Raw genomic sequence first — 16,956 nt, forward strand, 5'->3', positions numbered from 1 at the left:
TAAGGTAAAAGCCTATATAAATGAACAACAAGAAACTATATTGAAGATGAGGGTATAGATGGAAATAGAGCAATTAATTGAAAAGCTAGAAAACATAAAATGGCTAGATAAAGAAATAGAGGCACTTAAATTAGAAATAGAATCACTTGATAGTGGGATGTATAAGCGTAATCATCTTTCTGTTTCACCATTTCAAAAAAGTTCTAATAATAATGCTGAAAATAAAATAGTTTCTACTATTAAGTTGAAAGAAGACTTGGAAGAACGACTAGACAGGGTTATTGAAGAACGCCTGGAAAGCGTTAGAATGATTGACAAAATCCCATACGCTTTGGAACGTACAGCATTACGTTTATACTACGTTAGTGACTTGACAAACTGGGATGTGGCGGAAAAGTTAGATTGTTCATTACCAACAATGTACCGAATTCTAAGAAAAGGTAAAGAGCGATTAGCGAAGATTTTATAGGAAAAATAAATAATGCGCGTGCTTTACCTACTGAAAAAAAACAAAAATGCTAACCTTTGTTAACATTTTAAATACAATGGGAATAGACCAGATGTTATTTAAAATACCTGCAGGGTGACAAATACTGACATTTTAAAAGCAATAGGGGAAAACTAATTGTTTTTTACCCTGTCAATTCAATAAAATACTGAAGGTATTGGATCTTTTAAAAGTTGGTAAATAGTGAAGGAAGAATTTAGAAACGGCCTTAGTCCAAATATAATCTATCTAATTGATCATTCAATAATTCGATAGATTTTTCTAGTTTCAATATTCTTTCTTCTAGATCTTCAATATTGAGACGTTCGTCTAGTTTTAGTGCATTCATTTTAATTTGTAAAATAATTTCTTGAATCATAAGCCTATGATAACAACAATTTGAATATTATTTTTAATGTTTATCTATTCTGCTGGTTTTTTCATCTATTCGGTATTTTTTCTTTATATTCAAATGAGATTAGAACTGTTTATGATAAAATGTGCTATAATTGAATATGTGGTAGGTGGTCGAGCACCCATAGGTGCGCGGTTGCCTACCATTTTTCACCATTCGTTAAAACATATATGTATTTTTGATGAAGAAAAAATAAAAACATATAATCTAATGTAGTGTAACATGTAAATTTATACCATATGTAGTGCTTGACATTCGTGATATAATTATAAGTGAGATATCAAATCTAATTTAGAATTTTTTTTTTGAATAGGAGAAAAACATAAATTGGAAAAACTGGAAATATTTAATGTTTTTTTGGGTATTGCATACATTTAGCTGTTGTACCATTGGAGCATGAACGGATTTAGGAAGTTGAGGTGATATTTTGACAGCAGAAATTGGAATATTAAATAAAAATGGTGTTGTATTGGCTTCTGATAGTGCTGTAACCTTATCGGATGGGAATAATTCAAAAGTTTTTAATAGCGCCCGAAAATTATTCACGTTATCAAAAGAACATTCCGTGGGAATCATGATATATGGTAACGCTTCGTTTATGGAGATTCCGTGGGAGGTAATTCTAAATGAGTTTAAGCAGGATATTGGTACAGATTTATTAGATAATACTGCTCAATACGTTGAAAAGCTAATAGAATTTTTAATTTCTTTTAAACATGTACAAGTTGAGGATTTATTAATAAATTATATTGTCAGAAGTACAAGAGGTATTTTGGACAGCATTGCATATGAAGCGAAAGAAACAGCTGATTTAAGAGCTTCCAATGGTGAAACCATTACTCTAGATGATTTCAATAATATTTTATTAAATTCTATAACTAATTTTAGTTTAGAAATTTCAAAAGTAGAAACTGAAAGTAATTTTGAATTTTTTGAAGCCGAGTTAGAGTTGATAAAAAGCATTGTAGACGATTTTTTTAATTCCTTTCCTCATGCTGATCATGAGGTTGATGTTATTGCTAAATCTTTATATAAGGCGATTTTCATTGGATATGACTCAACAAATATAACTGGATTGGTTATAGCAGGTTATGGTACAGACGAGATATTTCCATCTATAAGGCAAATTGAATTATATGGAATTTTTTCTAAGCGATTAATTTGGAAAGTTATTAATGAAAGCGAGATAAATCATCATCAAACTTGTCATATAATTCCTTTTGCACAGTCAGAGATGGTTGAGACGATTATGAATGGTATAGATCCTAACTTAAATGTATATATCGCAGAGCAAGTATCATCAGTTATGAAGAAAAATGGATTGGGTGATGAAACTGAGAATATTTTTGAAAATATAGCATCTATACAGCAAAAATATTATATAAATCCTATAATAGACCTTATTGGAATGCAACCACTTAATGAAATGGCGAGTACAGCTAAAACATTTATTGAATTAACTTCATTTAAGAGAAAAATTGTCAATACTCTTGAAACAGTAGGAGGTCCAGTAGATGTACTTGCTATTTCTAAAGGAGAAGGGCCAATTTGGATTGATAGAAAATACTATTTTGACATTGATAAGAATCTCGATTACAGGATGAGAAAGGAGAGTTAGTTATGGATTTCTTAAACCATTCTTTCGATACTAAAAAAGTTTTTAATACAAAAATAAATGCAGTTAACTCCAAAAACAATGTTGGAAAGAATTTCATCGATGTATACCGTGAAATGAAAGAAGCACCAATCAATAAAATTCATCAATCGAAAGTTAACGTGGCGTTAATTAAAAAATAGCACCTCGATAAGGTACTATTTCCCTGCCTGCTGAACTCGTAAATAATAGATACCCTACGGGGTATTTTTTTTGTGAACTTTTTTAGGAACTTTTGGAAAAAACTATTTGGTAATGAAAAGATCATAATTTGCTAAAAAGCTAGTAAAATCAAGGGTTTTGAAGTTACAAATTGACAAAACGAGATATAAACTGTAAAATAAAGAGTAATATATTTTTAAAAAGAGGTATGAAAACATGATTGAAGCAAGTAAGTTGAAAGCTGGTATGACCTTTGAAACAGCTGATGGAAAATTGATCCGCGTTTTGGAAGCTAGCCACCACAAACCAGGTAAAGGAAACACCATCATGCGTATGAAATTGCGTGATGTACGTACTGGTTCAACTTTTGATACAAGCTACCGTCCAGAAGAAAAATTTGAGCAAGCTATTATTGAAACTGTACCGGCTCAATACTTGTATAAAATGGATGATACAGCTTACTTCATGAATACTGAAACATATGACCAATATGAAATTCCTGTTGTCAATGTTGAGAACGAATTGCTTTACATCCTTGAAAACTCAGAAGTGAAAATTCAATTCTACGGAAGTGAAGTGATTGGGGTGACTGTTCCTACAACTGTTGAATTGACAGTTGCTGAAACTCAACCATCTATTAAAGGTGCTACAGTGACAGGTTCTGGTAAACCAGCTACAATGGAAACAGGTCTTGTGGTAAACGTTCCAGACTTCATCGAAGCAGGACAAAAATTGATTATCAATACAGCTGAAGGAACTTACGTTTCTCGTGCCTAATCAGCTCTAAAATAGGTCTGATAGAAAGGAACTTCTATGGCAACTGAACAATACGGCGAAATCGTCATTGCACCTCGTGTGCTAGAAAAAATTATTGCGATTGCGACTGCAAAAGTAGATGGTGTTCATTCTCTTGAAAACAAGAGTGTATCGGATAGCCTTTCAAAACGTGCTCTTGGACGTGGGGTTTACCTTCGTACACAAGAAGATGGTCAAATCTCTGTTGACATTTACCTCTATCTAGAGTATGGTGTAGCAGTCCCTAAAGTAGCGGTTGCGATCCAAAAAGCAGTAAAAACTGCTGTCTACAATATGGCAGATGTGACCTTGGATGATGTCAATATCCATGTGGTTGGAATCGTGACTGAAAAAGCAGCGAAACCTGATTTGAAAGATTTGTTTAATGAGGATTTCCTCAATGACTGATATTTTATTTGAATCACGTCGTGATCTACGGGAGCGTGCCTTTCAAGCTCTAATGAGTTTAGAGTATGAAGGGGATGTTGTAGAAGCCTGTCGATTTGCTTTTACTCATGACAAAGAGGAAACAGACCAGGAAGTGGAAATTCCAGCTTTTCTACTCAATTTGGTATCTGGTGTTCGTCAATCAAAGGATGAATTGGATCAACAGATTGCCCAACACTTGAAAACTGGATGGACCGTCGAACGCTTGACTCTAGTGGAGAAAAACATTCTTCGTTTGGGTGTGTTTGAAATCACTTCATTTGATACCCCTCAGTTGGTTGCAGTGAATGAAGCGATTGAATTAGCTAAAACATTTTCAGATGAAAAGTCTGCTCGGTTTGTGAATGGTGTCTTAAGTCAATTCGTAACGGAAGCAGAATAAGATAGAAAAGAAACCACCTCCGAGGGTGGTTTCTTTTTGAGTATAGAGCTTCGCTTGATCATGATAAGGAAAAAGACTGGTACAAAAGTCTTGCCTCTCAATTGATTTTGGATTGTCTAACAAGACGCAGTGGTTGAGTGGGCTCTACTGCGCTGATTTTATCAGCTTTTACAGCCCTACTCAACTGTGCGGAGGTGGGACGACGAAATCGAATTCTAACGAATTACCGATTTCTGTCCCACTCTCTTTTAAACACTTTTTCCAGGTAAAACACTAACAGGGAGAAAATAGCCTGTTGTTTTTACGTCTTTTCCTTCGATTTTTTGAAGAAGAAGGTCGACTGTCAGGCGAGCAATCTCTTGTAAGGGTTGCTTGATGGTGGTGAGACGGGGGAAATAATTTTCGATAAAGTAGGTCCCGTCATAGCCAATGATCTTCAGGTCTTCTGGAATGGCAATGCCGAGTTCGTCAGCGATTTTCATCACCAAAATAGCCGTTAGATCGTCAGACGCAAAGATGGCATCCGGTTTTTGCTGGGTCAAGATGGACTTGATTTCCATTTCTTTGCGAATGGGTGAATAATCACTGGAAACATTGATAATTTGTGCTTCTGGTAGGACGGAAGCAAAGCCAGCATGCCGGAGGCCAGTAGGGGAATTGGAGTTATCATTCCCTGTGAGCATGATAATCTTTTTTGCCCCCGTCTTGGCAAGGGTTTCCGCAGCGAGAACGCCCCCAGCGTAGTTATCCGACGAGACGACAGGAATCTCAGGGGAGAGGTTCCGGTCAAAGGCGATGATAGGAGCTGTGACTCGGTTATAATCTTCAATTCCCAGATTATGACTACCAGAAATAATCCCATCTACTTGATTGGCTTCTAGCATTTCGATGTATTCACGTTCTTTTTCCGAATCATGCTCGCTATTACAAATAATGGTTTTGTACCCATGTTTGAACAATTCTTCTTCCAGTTTATCGATTAATTCTGCATAGAAGACATGGCTGATTTTTGGGAAGATTAAGCCGATTAACTTGGCTGATTTTCCTTGTAGGCTCCGAGCGATCGAATTGGGCTTGTAGCCCAATTCTCTCATGGCCTCTTTAACTTTTGAGACAGTTTTTTCAGATAAATAGCCCTTTTTGTTAATGACTCGTGAAACTGTCGTGGGGCTGACGCCAGCTAATTTGGCGACATCAGTGAGCTTTGCGACCATAGTCTAGTTCGTAGTATGTTCCAGTAGGTGTTCCGGATTTGATCAAGATACCAGTTTGATCAGCATGCGGGAAGACGCGACCAGAGAATACTTTTTCTCCTTTGTTGATAAAAATTTCAAAAATCGAGTTATCGATGAAAATTGTAGCTGTTGTCGCTTGATTTTCGATCGGGCAAGTACGAGTAGTTCCAAACTCTTGGGCATACTGTTCGCCAGCTTGGCTACGGTCGACAATGACTTGACCATTTGCAATATCAAAAGTAATAGAAAGTCCTTTGCCTTCTTTATCGGCTAGGAGAACAATCTCACTTTTGCTATTGGCTTCAAAGGCTAATTCTAACTCGTAGCAATTATTGGTTTTTTCCTTGTTTGTAAACTCGGAAGAGGTGGAGCGGAGCTCTTTTGCAGCTTCGACCGGATATTGATAAAGATTACCATCCTGAATGGTTAGCTCTTTGACCAAAGAGAAGGCTCCTTGGTGGTCATAGCGATCGGATGGGTAAGCGACATCTGGTAGACCTAACCAGCTAACCGTTAAAGCTCTTCCATCAGGAGTGTTGAAGCCTTGAGTTGCATAGGCTTCGAAGCCGTAGTCCAAGTTGTGTAATTCAGATACGTCAACGAGACGAGCTTGTTCAGGATCAAAAGAAGCCCCAATCTTATACATATTTGGGTAGATATTGTCGTAGTCGAGGACTGCTTTGTCCAAACCTTGAGGGCAATACAGAAGGACAGGTTGCTCGCCGACGAAGACCAAGTTAGGACATTCCATCATATAAGCTGTACGATCATTGTTGAAATCAAGATCGCCTACTTCAACCCAGTTGGTATAATCGTTATTCACCGCTTTGTATAGGCGAACGAATCCTTTTTTATCAAGGTCTTGACCACCGACGATGGCATAGTATTGATCTTTGAATTTAAAAATCTGTGGATCGCGGAAATGATCGGTAGCATCCTCTGGCTGATCAATGAGGATTTGGTCGATTTTTTTAAGATTTCCATCCTGGTCTAAAAGGGCCCCGATTTGGTAGGGATGACGGATCCAGTTCTCGTCTCGTACATTTCCTGTATAGAATAAGAAAAGTTTATCATCGAATTGCATAGCCGAACCAGAATAGGCTCCGTGACTATCCAAAGGTGTGTCTGGTAAGACTTTAAGACCAGTTTCTTTAAAATGAACTAAATCATCACTTTCCAGTTGTACCCAAGACTTCAATCCGTGAGCGGCTCCAAATGGAAAGTTCTGGTAAAAGAGAATCCATTTACCATTAAAATAGGAGAAACCATTCGGGTCATTTAAAAGGCCAGTTTTGGGTTCGACATGGTAATGAGTATGCCAAGGAGAATTAGCCATGTTTTCTTTAATTTGTTTCTTTTCTTCTTCGGTCCAGTCTTCATACCGTTTGTACCGAAGTTCTGTTGTCCATTCCATTTGACTCCTCCAAAAATTTTCTTACTTCCATAGTACCGATTTCTATAAAAAAAAGCAAGACTTTGACCAAAGAATTGAGAAAAAATGTCAAACGTTTATCATAAAATATCGGGGTGGAGGTTAGATTTGATTTATGAAAACAAATGAAAGAATGAAAGTTTTTGAAAATTTAAAAACCGGACGAAGCCTATAACCTATATTAGATGGGCGTTGAGATGAATGAAAATAAAAAGAGCTTCTTTCAAACTATCAAAAATTGCAAATAAATACCAAAAACTTTCTGCAAAACGGTTGACATATTCTTAATACGTGGTACAATTAAATGCGTAGAGACGGGTGAACCGTTTTCAAAACAATAAAAAATAAGGAGATTTTTGCAAATGTCAAATACAGAAATTGCAAAAAAAGTCATCGATGCGATCGGTGGAGTTGAGAACGTCAACAGTGTTGCTCACTGTGCGACTCGTCTTCGTGTGATGGTGAAAGATGAAGCGAAAGTCGACAAAAATGCTGTCGAAAATATTGAAAAAGTTCAAGGAGTTTTCTTTAACTCAGGTCAATACCAAATCATCTTTGGTACTGGTACTGTGAACAAGATTTATGATGAAGTAGTTGCTCTTGGATTGCCAACTTCAACTAAGGCTGAAATGAAAGCAGAAGCCGCTAAACAAGGAAATTGGTTCCAACGGGCTATCCGTACATTTGGTGATGTCTTTGTACCAATCATCCCAGTTATTGTTGCGACAGGTCTCTTCATGGGTGTCCGTGGACTCTTGAATGCCCTTGGTGTGACTCTTCCAGAAGATGTTACGACTTATACTCAAATTTTGACGGATACGGCCTTCATCATCTTGCCAGGTCTTGTCGTTTGGTCAACCTTCCGTGTCTTTGGTGGGAATCCAGCAGTTGGTATCGTTCTTGGTATGATGCTTGTTTCTGGTTCGCTTCCAAATGCCTGGGCGGTTGCATCCGGTGGTGAAGTGACTGCTATGAAATTCTTCGGCTTTATTCCAGTAGTAGGGTTGCAAGGATCTGTTCTTCCAGCCTTTATTATCGGGGTTGTTGGAGCTAAGTTTGAAAAAGCTGTTCGTAAAGTAGTTCCAGATGTCCTTGATCTCTTAGTGACACCATTTGTTACTCTTTTCGTAATGTCAATTCTTGGTTTATTCCTTATTGGACCAGTATTCCACGTTGTTGAAAACTACATTCTTCTTGGAACAAAAGCTGTTCTTAGCTTACCATTTGGTCTTGGTGGGTTGTTGATTGGTGGGGTACACCAAATTATTGTCGTATCAGGTGTTCACCACATCTTCAACTTGCTTGAAATTCAATTGCTTGCTGCTGACCATGCCAACCCATTTAATGCTATCATCACAGCTGCTATGACTGCTCAAGGAGCTGCTACTGTAGCGGTTGGTGTGAAAACTAAAAATCCTAAATTGAAAACTCTTGCTTTCCCAGCTGCTCTTTCTGCCTTCTTAGGTATTACTGAGCCTGCGATTTTTGGGGTTAACTTGCGTTTCCGTAAACCATTCTTCCTTTCATTGATTGCAGGTGCTATCGGTGGTGGATTGGCTTCACTTCTTGGTCTTGCTGGTACTGGTAGTGGAATCACAATCATTCCAGGTACAGTGCTTTATGTAAATGGTCAACTCCCACAATACTTCCTTATGGTAGCAGTATCATTTGCTCTTGGTTTTGCTCTTACTTACATGTTTGGTTTTGAGGATGAAGAACCTGAAACTGTAACTGAAAGTGCTACAACAGATCGTTTTGTTGAGGAAGCTGTGACTGGAACCGTTCCTGCAACTCTTCAAGATGAAACCATCATCTCTCCAATCGTTGGGCAAGCTGTTGCTTTAGAAAATGTGAATGACCCTGTATTCTCAAGCGGTGCTATGGGTCAAGGGATTGCAGTGAAGCCATCTGAAGGTGTCGTTTATGCTCCTGCAGATGCAGAAGTAACCATTGCTTTTGCAACTGGACATGCGTTTGGCTTGAAGACAGCCAATGGTGCTGAAGTTTTGATCCACGTTGGTATCGACACAGTTTCAATGAACGGTGAAGGGTTTGATCAAAAGGTTGCGCAAGGTGATAAGGTCAAAGCTGGCGATGTTCTTGGAACATTTGATTCTGCTAAAATTGCAGCAGCTGGTCTTGATGATACAACAATGGTCATCGTCACAAACACAGCCGACTATACTTCAGTAACTCCAGTAGCTACTGGTGCAGTTGCTAAAGGCGATGCGATTATTGAAGTAAAAGCATAATCGAATACATGATTGCTCAAGGACTGGTTAGGGTATCCTCCAGTCCTTGAATTTTGTTTGGAGATGAGGTTTGGAATAAAAAAGTTGCTCACCTGATGTTTAAACATAAATAAGAGTAGTTTTTTCTATAAGGAATAGAAGTGCACCGTTTTCCTTTATGATATAATAGAAAAAAAGAGAATTGAAGAAGAGGTTTGATATGACTAAATTATATGGAAGTCTTGAAGCAGGTGGAACAAAGTTTGTTTGTGCTGTAGGTGACGAAAATTATAACGTCATTGAGAAAACACAGTTTCCGACAACGACCCCTATTGAAACCCTTGATAAATGTATTGAGTTTTTCTCTAAGTTTGAAAATCTTGCAGGTTTAGCGATTGGTTCATTTGGACCGATTGATATTGATAAAAATTCAAAAACATATGGTTTTATTACAACAACTCCAAAACCACATTGGGCGAATATTGATGTGGTAGGTGCTTTCCGTCGTGCATTAAATGTACCGATTTACTTTACAACGGATGTAAATAGCTCAGCATATGGTGAAGTTGTCGCTCGTAATAATGCGGGTGCACGGATTGAAAACTTAGTCTACTACACAATCGGTACAGGAATTGGTGCAGGTGTCATCCAGCGTGGTGAATTCATTGGTGGAGTAGGACATCCTGAGATGGGCCATTACTATGTTGCCAAACACCCAATGGATGTTGAAAAAGAATTTAACGGTGTGTGTCCATTCCACAGAGGCTGTTTAGAAGGTCTTGCGGCTGGTCCAAGCCTGGAAGCTCGTACTGGTATTCGTGGGGAAAATATCGAGCTCAATAGCTCTGTATGGGATATCCAAGCCTACTATATTGCTCAAGCTGCTGTTAATGCGACTGTAACCTTCCGCCCAGATGTGATTGTATTTGGTGGAGGAGTGATGGCACAACAGCACATGTTGGATCGCGTTCGTGAAAAATTCACAGTATTATTGAACGGCTACTTACCAGTTCCAGATGTTCGTGACTACATCGTGACTCCTGCGGTAGCTGGAAATGGTTCAGCAACCTTGGGTAACTTTGTCTTAGCAAAACAAGTCAGCAAAAAAGACTAATCAGGTAAGGCTGAAACAACAAAAAGCATGAAATGCTAGGGGAGGGAGTTCTTCGTCGGGAAGATGGATGAATGACCTTCTCTTTTTTAAGCAAGAGAGGAGAAAAGATGGAAAAAGCCATTATGAAGGATCCCTTCTTTTTGAGTCAAGTGTCTGAAGAAGCGACAAAAGAAGATTTGTATTTGGCGCAGGATTTACAAGATACCTTACGAGCTCACCAGGATTCCTGTGTTGGTATGGCGGCTAATATGATTGGGGTACGCAAGCGATTGATCATTATCCAATTTGGTTTGATGCCCTTGGTTCTCTTTAACCCTGTTCTAGTCAAGAAAGAAGGAGTTTATGAGACAGAAGAGCGGTGCCTTTCTTTGGCAGGGAGCCGAAAAACGAGCCGCTTTGAAAAGATTCAAGTCTCCTACCGCGACATGAATTGGAAGCCTCAGCTCATAAGCTTAGAAGGTTTTGCGGCCCAAATTTGCCAGCATGAGCTAGATCACCTGGAAGGGATTTTGATCTAGGTCCAGTTGCTACTTGTTAAGGAATCGATCGAAGAGAAATTGTTGATGAATAAAGAATATTTGTTCTATGAACGGGTTAGACCATTTTTGGTGTCCCATCCCTATTATCTTTCTTTATTAAAGTGGGTCAACCGCCTTGTCACCCTGCTGATGCCACTCCTTTATTTTTATGTTCTTTGGGCAGCTTATCTGAAAGCTTCCGAGATTTGGGTTGTTCTTGGCTATCTGTTGGTTCCGGCGTCTGGCTTTATGTTACTGAGTGTCATTCGAAAAGCAATCAATTGGCCCCGTCCTTATGAGCTTGGCGCATTTCCGCCTCTTTTAGAGAGAGAAGGCAAGGGGAGTTCCATGCCAAGTCGGCATGTCTTTTCGGCGGTAATCATTTCGACAGTAGCCTGGGGAGTGAATCCTCTTCTATCGAGCATAGGTCTCTTCTTGGCTCTGCTATTGGCAGGAGTTCGTGTTCTGGCAGGACTCCATTTTGTCCGTGATGTCGTAGTCGGATTTGTCGTTGCACTCCTATGGGGAATTGTCAGTTTTTCTCTATTAGGAATTTTCTGAGAGAGGCTGTATGAGAGAAGAAAGAAATGATTAAAAACTGCCTAAGTTTGTTAGGCAGTTTTTAATTATGTGAGTTTTGGTATTGGAATTTTTGGAAGAACCGTTCACGTTCTTCTATAATAGCTGGAGTTGGGTTTTTGAGGGAAGTTAACAAATCAACCAAGTCAGGTGTGACTTCTCGAATAAGCTCTCCCAGTGACCAAATGGCTGTTGCAATATGAATCTGGTTTTGCGAGGTTTCGATGATTTCTAACAGTTTAGGAATAGCAGACCGGTCATTAGCATTGGCCAAAGCAATGATAGCATTGCGCTGGAGAATATTCTTTCCCCGCCAACTACCAGCGACCATTCCAAATTTTTCCTTGAATTGTCCATTGGATAACTCAATAAAGGGGATTAATTCTGGATGAGCTAGTTCAGGATCGATATCAGTGGCTAATGGATTGTCCAGACCACGATTGTAGGGGCAACAGATTTGACAGATATCACAACCGTAGATGACCGTTTTAATCTTTTTACGGAATTCCAGATCCATCATCCCCTTGTCTTGGGTCTGAAAGGAAAGGCAACGTCGGGCATTCATAGAGCCATCTCCGATTAAACAAGAAGTCGGGCAGGCTTCTACACAGCGGTTACAATCTCCGCAACCATAGTCAACGGCTTGATCGGGCTCAATCTCTAGGTTGGTGATGAGCTCCCCTAAAAACATATAAGAACCGTATTCTTTTGAGATGACGAGGCCGTTCTTTCCGATAAAGCCAATCCCAGCTCGTTGAGCAACTGCGGTATCCACTAAGGCACCGGTATCCACCATACCCTTGTATTCGAAGTCGGCGGTTAATTCTTCAATCCCTCGTGCTAGGCGGTCTAATTTATCCTGCAAGACATAGTGATAATCAAGGCCCCAGCTATTGGGGGTGAATTTTCCGCGTTTATAGGCCGTCTTCTGAGGTTGTTGTTTTAACTTGTGGGGATAGGCAACGGCAATGGAAATAATCGTTTTAGCAGAAGCTAAACTTAAGCGTGGTTGGATTCGTTCTTCAATATTTTTGTGCTCAAAACCAGAATTTCGGCCTTCTTCCACAGCTAGGCGGAGGGATTTTTCTAAATAGGAAAAATCATCCGCAGTGGTAAAGCCAATTTTTGAAATACCAATGGAGTGAGCCAATTCGATAATGGATTCTTTGAGGTTCATATTCCTATTATAGCGGAAAGCCGGTAAAAATGCGAAAAACGTGCAAAAAATTAAAAAGGGGCTAAAGAGCTTGGCAGGGCTTTCAAAAACAAGTGGAATTTGGTATAATAAGGTATTGAATACAAGGATATATGGAGGCAGGTATGTCACAACCGCTATTTTTACAATCAGTTATGCAGGAAAAAATTTGGGGTGGAACTAGATTACGAGATGAGTTTGGCTATGAAATTCCGAGCGATCATGTTGGTGAATACTGGGCTATTTCGGCCCATCCACATGGTGTTTCTGTTGTTAAGAATGGACCTTATGCTGGAATGGGCTTAGACCAACTATATGCAGAGCATCGCGAATTGTTTGGGAATCGACCAGAACCGGTCTTTCCTTTGTTGACAAAGATTCTAGATGCTAATGACTGGCTGAGTGTTCAGGTTCACCCAGATGATGCCTATGGAATGGAGCATGAAGGAGAACTTGGGAAAACTGAATGCTGGTATATTATTGCCGCTGATGAAGGGGCAGAGATTATCTATGGTCACCACGCCCAGTCTAAGGAAGAATTGCGCCAAATGATCGAAGGCAAAGAATGGGATGATCTGTTAGCGCGGGTTCCTGTGAAAGCGGGAGATTTCTTCTATGTGCCAAGTGGAACCATGCATGCCATCGGTTCGGGTATCTTAATCTTGGAAACCCAGCAATCAAGCGACACGACATATCGAGTTTACGACTTTGATCGCAAAGATGATCAAGGAAATTTACGTGAGTTGCACATTGAACAGTCCATTGATGTGCTGAACTTAGGGGCACCAGCAAATAGCCGACCAGTTGAGGAAAAAGTGGATCACTTGTCATCGACTTTGTTAGTAGCCAATGACTTCTTTGGTGTTCACAAGTGGGTAGTCAATGGGGAAGTTCGATTTGAAAAGACCCATGATTATAGCTTGTTGAGCGTTCTCTCAGGGCAAGGCAGTCTACAGGTAGATGGGAAGGATTATCCTATTCAAAAAGGAAGCCACTTTATCTTACCGAGCGATGTTGAATCCTGGACTTTGGAAGGGCAAGGTTTAGAATTGATCGTAAGTCATCCATAAAAAGAAAGGGTTTGAGTTAAAAACTGTAGACAACTCAACCCTTTTTTATCTGAAAACTATTTTTATGTTAAGTCTTGACTCTGACCTAAGGGGAGGGATTATACTATCTTTGTAAGGAGGAAATCATGTACCATATCAAAGAAGCTGCAGAGCTGTCAGGTGTCTCTGTCAAGACCTTGCACCACTATGACAAGATAGGACTTCTCGTCCCTGTGAAATCTGAAAATGGCTATCGGACATACAGTCAAGAAGATTTAGAACGATTACAGGTGATTCTCTACTATAAGTATCTAGGGTTTTCCTTAGACCAAATAGCAGAACTCTTAGCCGAAGAAAAATCTAACTTATTGCCCCATTTGACCAAACAGTTGGACTATTTGACTCAAGAAAGGCAACGCCTGGATACCTTGATTTCCACCTTGCAAAAAACCATTCAGGAACAAAAAGGAGAAAGAAAAATGACCATTGAGGAAAAATTTACTGGATTTAGCTACCAAGATACTAAAAAATACCATCAAGAGGCGGTAAACAAGTACGGTCAAGAAGTCATGGACCAAGCGCTTGAACGCCAAAAAGGTCGAGAAGAGGAGGCGACAAGAGCCTTTAATCAAGTCTTCCAAGTCTTGGCGAAAAACTTCCAGGCTGGTTTGCCAGTAACAGCATCGGAAAATCAAGAAGAAGCAGCCAAACTTTTAGACGCGATTCGAACGTATGGATTTGACTGCTCTATAGAGGTTTTTGGCCATATCGGCAAAGGCTATGCCTATAATCCAGAATTCAAGGAAAACATCGACAAGTTTGGCGCTGGTACAGCCCAGTACACTTCGGATGTCATTGCCTTTTATGTCGAAAATCAAGCAAAATAAAAAAGTGAGAGTGGGACAGAAATCGGTAATTCGTTAGAATTCGATTTCGTCGTCCCACCTCCGCACAGTTGAGTAGGGCTGTAAAAGCTGATGAAATCAGCGTAGTAGAGCCCACTCAACCACTGCGTCTTGCTCGACAATCCAAAAATAATTGAGAGGCTAGGATTTTTGTCCCAGCCTCGTTTTTTGCTTGGATCAATTTGAAAAGAAGCGGGCAGATCTAAGAGAGCTCGAATGAATGAAGACAATGAAAACTTTATGAAAATTTCATAATTTAAGTTGACAGTCTTGAAAAAAAGGAGTAGAATAACCCCTGTTTTATGAAAAAGAGGCAGGGAATTCCCGGCCTCATGATCTTTTTTCAAGGAGTTTTTTATGTTTTCAACATTGAAAAAATGGTTTATTGGCCGTCCGTTGAAATCTGGTGCAGAAGGTGAAGGAGGATTGCTAGGGAAAATGCAGGCCTTGGCTATGCTCTCTAGTGACGCACTTTCTTCTATTGCCTATGGTCCAGAGCAAGTTATCCTGGTCTTGATGACCGTATCAGCAGGAGCCATTTGGTGGTCCATTCCAATTGGGATTGTGGTCCTGGTTCTTCTAGCCAGTTTAACGATTTCTTATCGTCAGGTCATTCATGCCTACCCTCAAGGGGGAGGAGCCTATATGGTGACTTCGGAGAACCTGTCTCCCAAAGCGGGGTTGATAGCTGGTGGAAGTCTATTGGTTGACTACATGCTGACAGTAGCGGTATCTGTTTCTTCCGGTGCAGATGCCATCACGTCAGCGATTCCCTCTCTTCATCCTTATAATCTTCACATTTCCATTTTGTTGGTCTTGCTTTTGATGCTGATGAACCTTCGGGGACTGCGCGAATCGGCCACATCCTTGATGATTCCGGTCTACCTGTTCATCGTCAGTACCATTGCCTTAATCGGCTATGGCGTAATCCAAATTTTGACAGGGCATTTGGCCTATAACGCGACTGCGCATGTTGGCCAAACTATTTCAGGGGTTAGCATTATTCTCTTGTTGCGAGCCTTTACGAGTGGATCAGCTTCCCTAACAGGGGTTGAAGCCATCTCCAATTCGGTTCCCTTCTTTAAGAAACCAAAAGCAAAGAATGCTGCCTCTACTTTGACCATTATGGCTTTGATTTTGGGGATCATGTTTGCAGGGATTACCTTCCTTAATTACTGGGTGGGTGTTGTTCCGGCAAAAGGGGTAACAACTCTAGCCCAAATGGCCCAAGCCATCTTAGGGAATTCCCCAGTCGGTCAAGCCTTCTTTTACGTCTTTCAATTATCAACAGCCTTGATCCTGGCAGTAGCTGCGAATACTGGTTTCTCAGCCTTTCCAATGTTGGCCTTTAACATGGCTAAAAACAAATACATGCCACACATGTATATGGAAAAAGGAGATCGTCTGGGCTATTCCAATGGGATTTTGACCTTGGCGATTGGTGCCATCGTCTTGCTCTTGATCTTTGATGGACAAACAGAAAGCTTGATTCCGCTGTATACCATTGGGGTCTTCATTCCTTTTGCCCTTTCTCAAACAGGGATGGTCATTCATTGGAAACGCCAATATCAAAAAGGATTTCTCAAGTATTCGCTGGCTAATATCCTCGGGGCTGCTATCTGTTATGGGATTGTCTTGATCCTCTTGTTGTTCCGTCTGAGTGAGATTTGGCCTTTCTTCCCTATAATCGGTCTTTTACTTTGGATGTTCTTAAGTATTCGCAATCACTATGATAAAGTTGCGGCTCAATTGCGTTTGGGAAGGAAGATCGAAAAGACAAATTACGCGGGCAAAACTGTCATTGTCCTTGTTGGGAATGTCACTCAGGTAAGTGTGGGAGCTATGAGTTATGCAAATAGCCTAGGAAACGATGTCATAGCCATGCACGTCTCAACGGAAGAAACCAAGGTCAAGGATGCAGAGGTAGCAGAAGAATTCAAACATTATTTCCCTCATATTCGCTTTGAAAATGTTATGACAAGTTACCGGGATATTATCCAACCAACAGTTGAATTTGTCTCAAAAGTAGCTGAGGAGGCCAAGGAAAAAGGGAACACCGTCACAGTCTTAGTTCCTCAATTCATCCCTAAAAAACATTGGCAAAATATTCTCCACAACCAAATGAGTTTGAAATTGAAGTATGCGCTTCGTTGGCATGAAGAAGTGGTTGTGGCAAGCTATTCTTACCATTTGTCTGAATAACTATCGCATAAAGAAGAGATGTCTACTATAGAGGTGATTCGGATTAAAAACAAAGTTTTAGTAGATGATTGAATAATTCTAACGAGTATAATTTTTATAGAATTTATTAGATTTGTATCAATGAACAGTTTGTCTTCACTTTCAGATGTCTGCT

The 16,956-nt window shown here is 39.9% G+C and carries 16 protein-coding genes; 13 read left to right on the forward strand and 3 right to left on the reverse strand.

Features of this window, described 5'->3' with window-relative positions; genetic code table 11:
* Positions 1 to 58: 58 nt before the first annotated feature.
* The 6 genes from H8S88_RS00905 (at position 59) to nusB (ending at position 4,342) form a co-directional block, all read left to right on the forward strand.
* A complete protein-coding gene (locus H8S88_RS00905; RefSeq protein WP_236127828.1) occupies positions 59 to 469 on the forward strand; it encodes a DUF1492 domain-containing protein in 411 nt (136 codons plus the stop codon).
* Between the two features lie 860 nt (positions 470 to 1,329).
* Entirely contained in the window at positions 1,330 to 2,520 is a 1,191-nt protein-coding gene (locus H8S88_RS00910; protein ID WP_236127829.1) for a hypothetical protein, read from the forward strand.
* A gap of 2 nt (positions 2,521 to 2,522) precedes the next feature.
* Positions 2,523 to 2,699 carry a hypothetical protein gene (locus H8S88_RS00915; RefSeq protein WP_236127830.1) on the forward strand — a complete coding sequence of 59 codons (177 nt, stop codon included), beginning with the start codon at positions 2,523 to 2,525 and terminating at the stop codon, positions 2,697 to 2,699.
* Positions 2,700 to 2,934: 235 nt separating this feature from the next.
* Positions 2,935 to 3,495 (forward strand): elongation factor P, encoded by a 561-nt coding sequence (efp, locus tag H8S88_RS00920; RefSeq protein WP_006595686.1) that lies wholly within the window; start codon positions 2,935 to 2,937, stop codon positions 3,493 to 3,495.
* A 36-nt stretch (positions 3,496 to 3,531) separates the two neighbouring features.
* Positions 3,532 to 3,921: an Asp23/Gls24 family envelope stress response protein gene (locus tag H8S88_RS00925; RefSeq protein ID WP_006595687.1), complete on the forward strand. Its 390-nt coding sequence runs from the start codon at positions 3,532 to 3,534 to the stop codon at positions 3,919 to 3,921.
* The gene (gene nusB, locus H8S88_RS00930; protein WP_048716428.1) at positions 3,914 to 4,342 is read left to right on the forward strand and encodes a transcription antitermination factor NusB; all 429 of its coding nucleotides are present in this window, start codon (positions 3,914 to 3,916) and stop codon (positions 4,340 to 4,342) included. The genes H8S88_RS00925 and nusB overlap by 8 nt, the downstream gene beginning before the upstream one ends.
* 248 nt (positions 4,343 to 4,590) lie before the next feature.
* Here the strand turns inward: nusB and H8S88_RS00935 are convergent, their stop codons facing one another.
* On the reverse strand, positions 4,591 to 5,556 hold the full coding sequence (locus H8S88_RS00935; RefSeq protein WP_048691131.1) for a LacI family DNA-binding transcriptional regulator: 966 nt from the start codon (positions 5,554 to 5,556) through the stop codon (positions 4,591 to 4,593).
* Positions 5,537 to 6,991: a sucrose-6-phosphate hydrolase gene (locus H8S88_RS00940; protein ID WP_125329147.1), complete on the reverse strand. Its 1,455-nt coding sequence runs from the start codon at positions 6,989 to 6,991 to the stop codon at positions 5,537 to 5,539. The genes H8S88_RS00935 and H8S88_RS00940 overlap by 20 nt, the downstream gene beginning before the upstream one ends.
* A gap of 380 nt (positions 6,992 to 7,371) precedes the next feature.
* Between H8S88_RS00940 and H8S88_RS00945 the strand changes: the two genes are divergently transcribed.
* From H8S88_RS00945 to H8S88_RS00960, 4 genes are all read left to right on the forward strand, one after another.
* On the forward strand, positions 7,372 to 9,261 hold the full coding sequence (locus H8S88_RS00945; protein ID WP_236127831.1) for a sucrose-specific PTS transporter subunit IIBC: 1,890 nt from the start codon (positions 7,372 to 7,374) through the stop codon (positions 9,259 to 9,261).
* A gap of 199 nt (positions 9,262 to 9,460) precedes the next feature.
* Positions 9,461 to 10,354: a fructokinase ScrK gene (gene scrK, locus H8S88_RS00950; protein ID WP_236127832.1), complete on the forward strand. Its 894-nt coding sequence runs from the start codon at positions 9,461 to 9,463 to the stop codon at positions 10,352 to 10,354.
* A 107-nt stretch (positions 10,355 to 10,461) separates the two neighbouring features.
* Positions 10,462 to 10,872, forward strand: a complete 411-nt coding sequence (locus H8S88_RS00955; RefSeq protein ID WP_236127833.1) for a peptide deformylase — start codon at positions 10,462 to 10,464, stop codon at positions 10,870 to 10,872.
* Between the two features lie 45 nt (positions 10,873 to 10,917).
* Positions 10,918 to 11,433 carry a phosphatase PAP2 family protein gene (locus tag H8S88_RS00960; protein WP_140814279.1) on the forward strand — a complete coding sequence of 172 codons (516 nt, stop codon included), beginning with the start codon at positions 10,918 to 10,920 and terminating at the stop codon, positions 11,431 to 11,433.
* A 61-nt stretch (positions 11,434 to 11,494) separates the two neighbouring features.
* Here H8S88_RS00960 and queG read toward each other — a convergent pair whose 3' ends face one another.
* Complete coding sequence (gene queG, locus H8S88_RS00965) at positions 11,495 to 12,628, reverse strand: tRNA epoxyqueuosine(34) reductase QueG (RefSeq protein ID WP_048789804.1); 1,134 nt, start codon at positions 12,626 to 12,628, stop codon at positions 11,495 to 11,497.
* 143 nt (positions 12,629 to 12,771) lie between these two features.
* Between queG and manA the strand changes: the two genes are divergently transcribed.
* The 3 genes from manA (at position 12,772) to H8S88_RS00980 (ending at position 16,802) form a co-directional block, all read left to right on the forward strand.
* Positions 12,772 to 13,716: a mannose-6-phosphate isomerase, class I gene (gene manA / locus H8S88_RS00970; RefSeq protein ID WP_048789805.1), complete on the forward strand. Its 945-nt coding sequence runs from the start codon at positions 12,772 to 12,774 to the stop codon at positions 13,714 to 13,716.
* A gap of 125 nt (positions 13,717 to 13,841) precedes the next feature.
* A complete protein-coding gene (locus H8S88_RS00975) occupies positions 13,842 to 14,582 on the forward strand; it encodes a MerR family transcriptional regulator (RefSeq protein ID WP_048789806.1) in 741 nt (246 codons plus the stop codon).
* Between the two features lie 375 nt (positions 14,583 to 14,957).
* Positions 14,958 to 16,802 carry an APC family permease gene (locus tag H8S88_RS00980; RefSeq protein ID WP_236127834.1) on the forward strand — a complete coding sequence of 615 codons (1,845 nt, stop codon included), beginning with the start codon at positions 14,958 to 14,960 and terminating at the stop codon, positions 16,800 to 16,802.
* Positions 16,803 to 16,956: the final 154 nt, after the last annotated feature.

The organism is Streptococcus sp. GS001 (assembly GCF_021595565.1).
Classification (GTDB): domain Bacteria; phylum Bacillota; class Bacilli; order Lactobacillales; family Streptococcaceae; genus Streptococcus; species Streptococcus xiaochunlingii.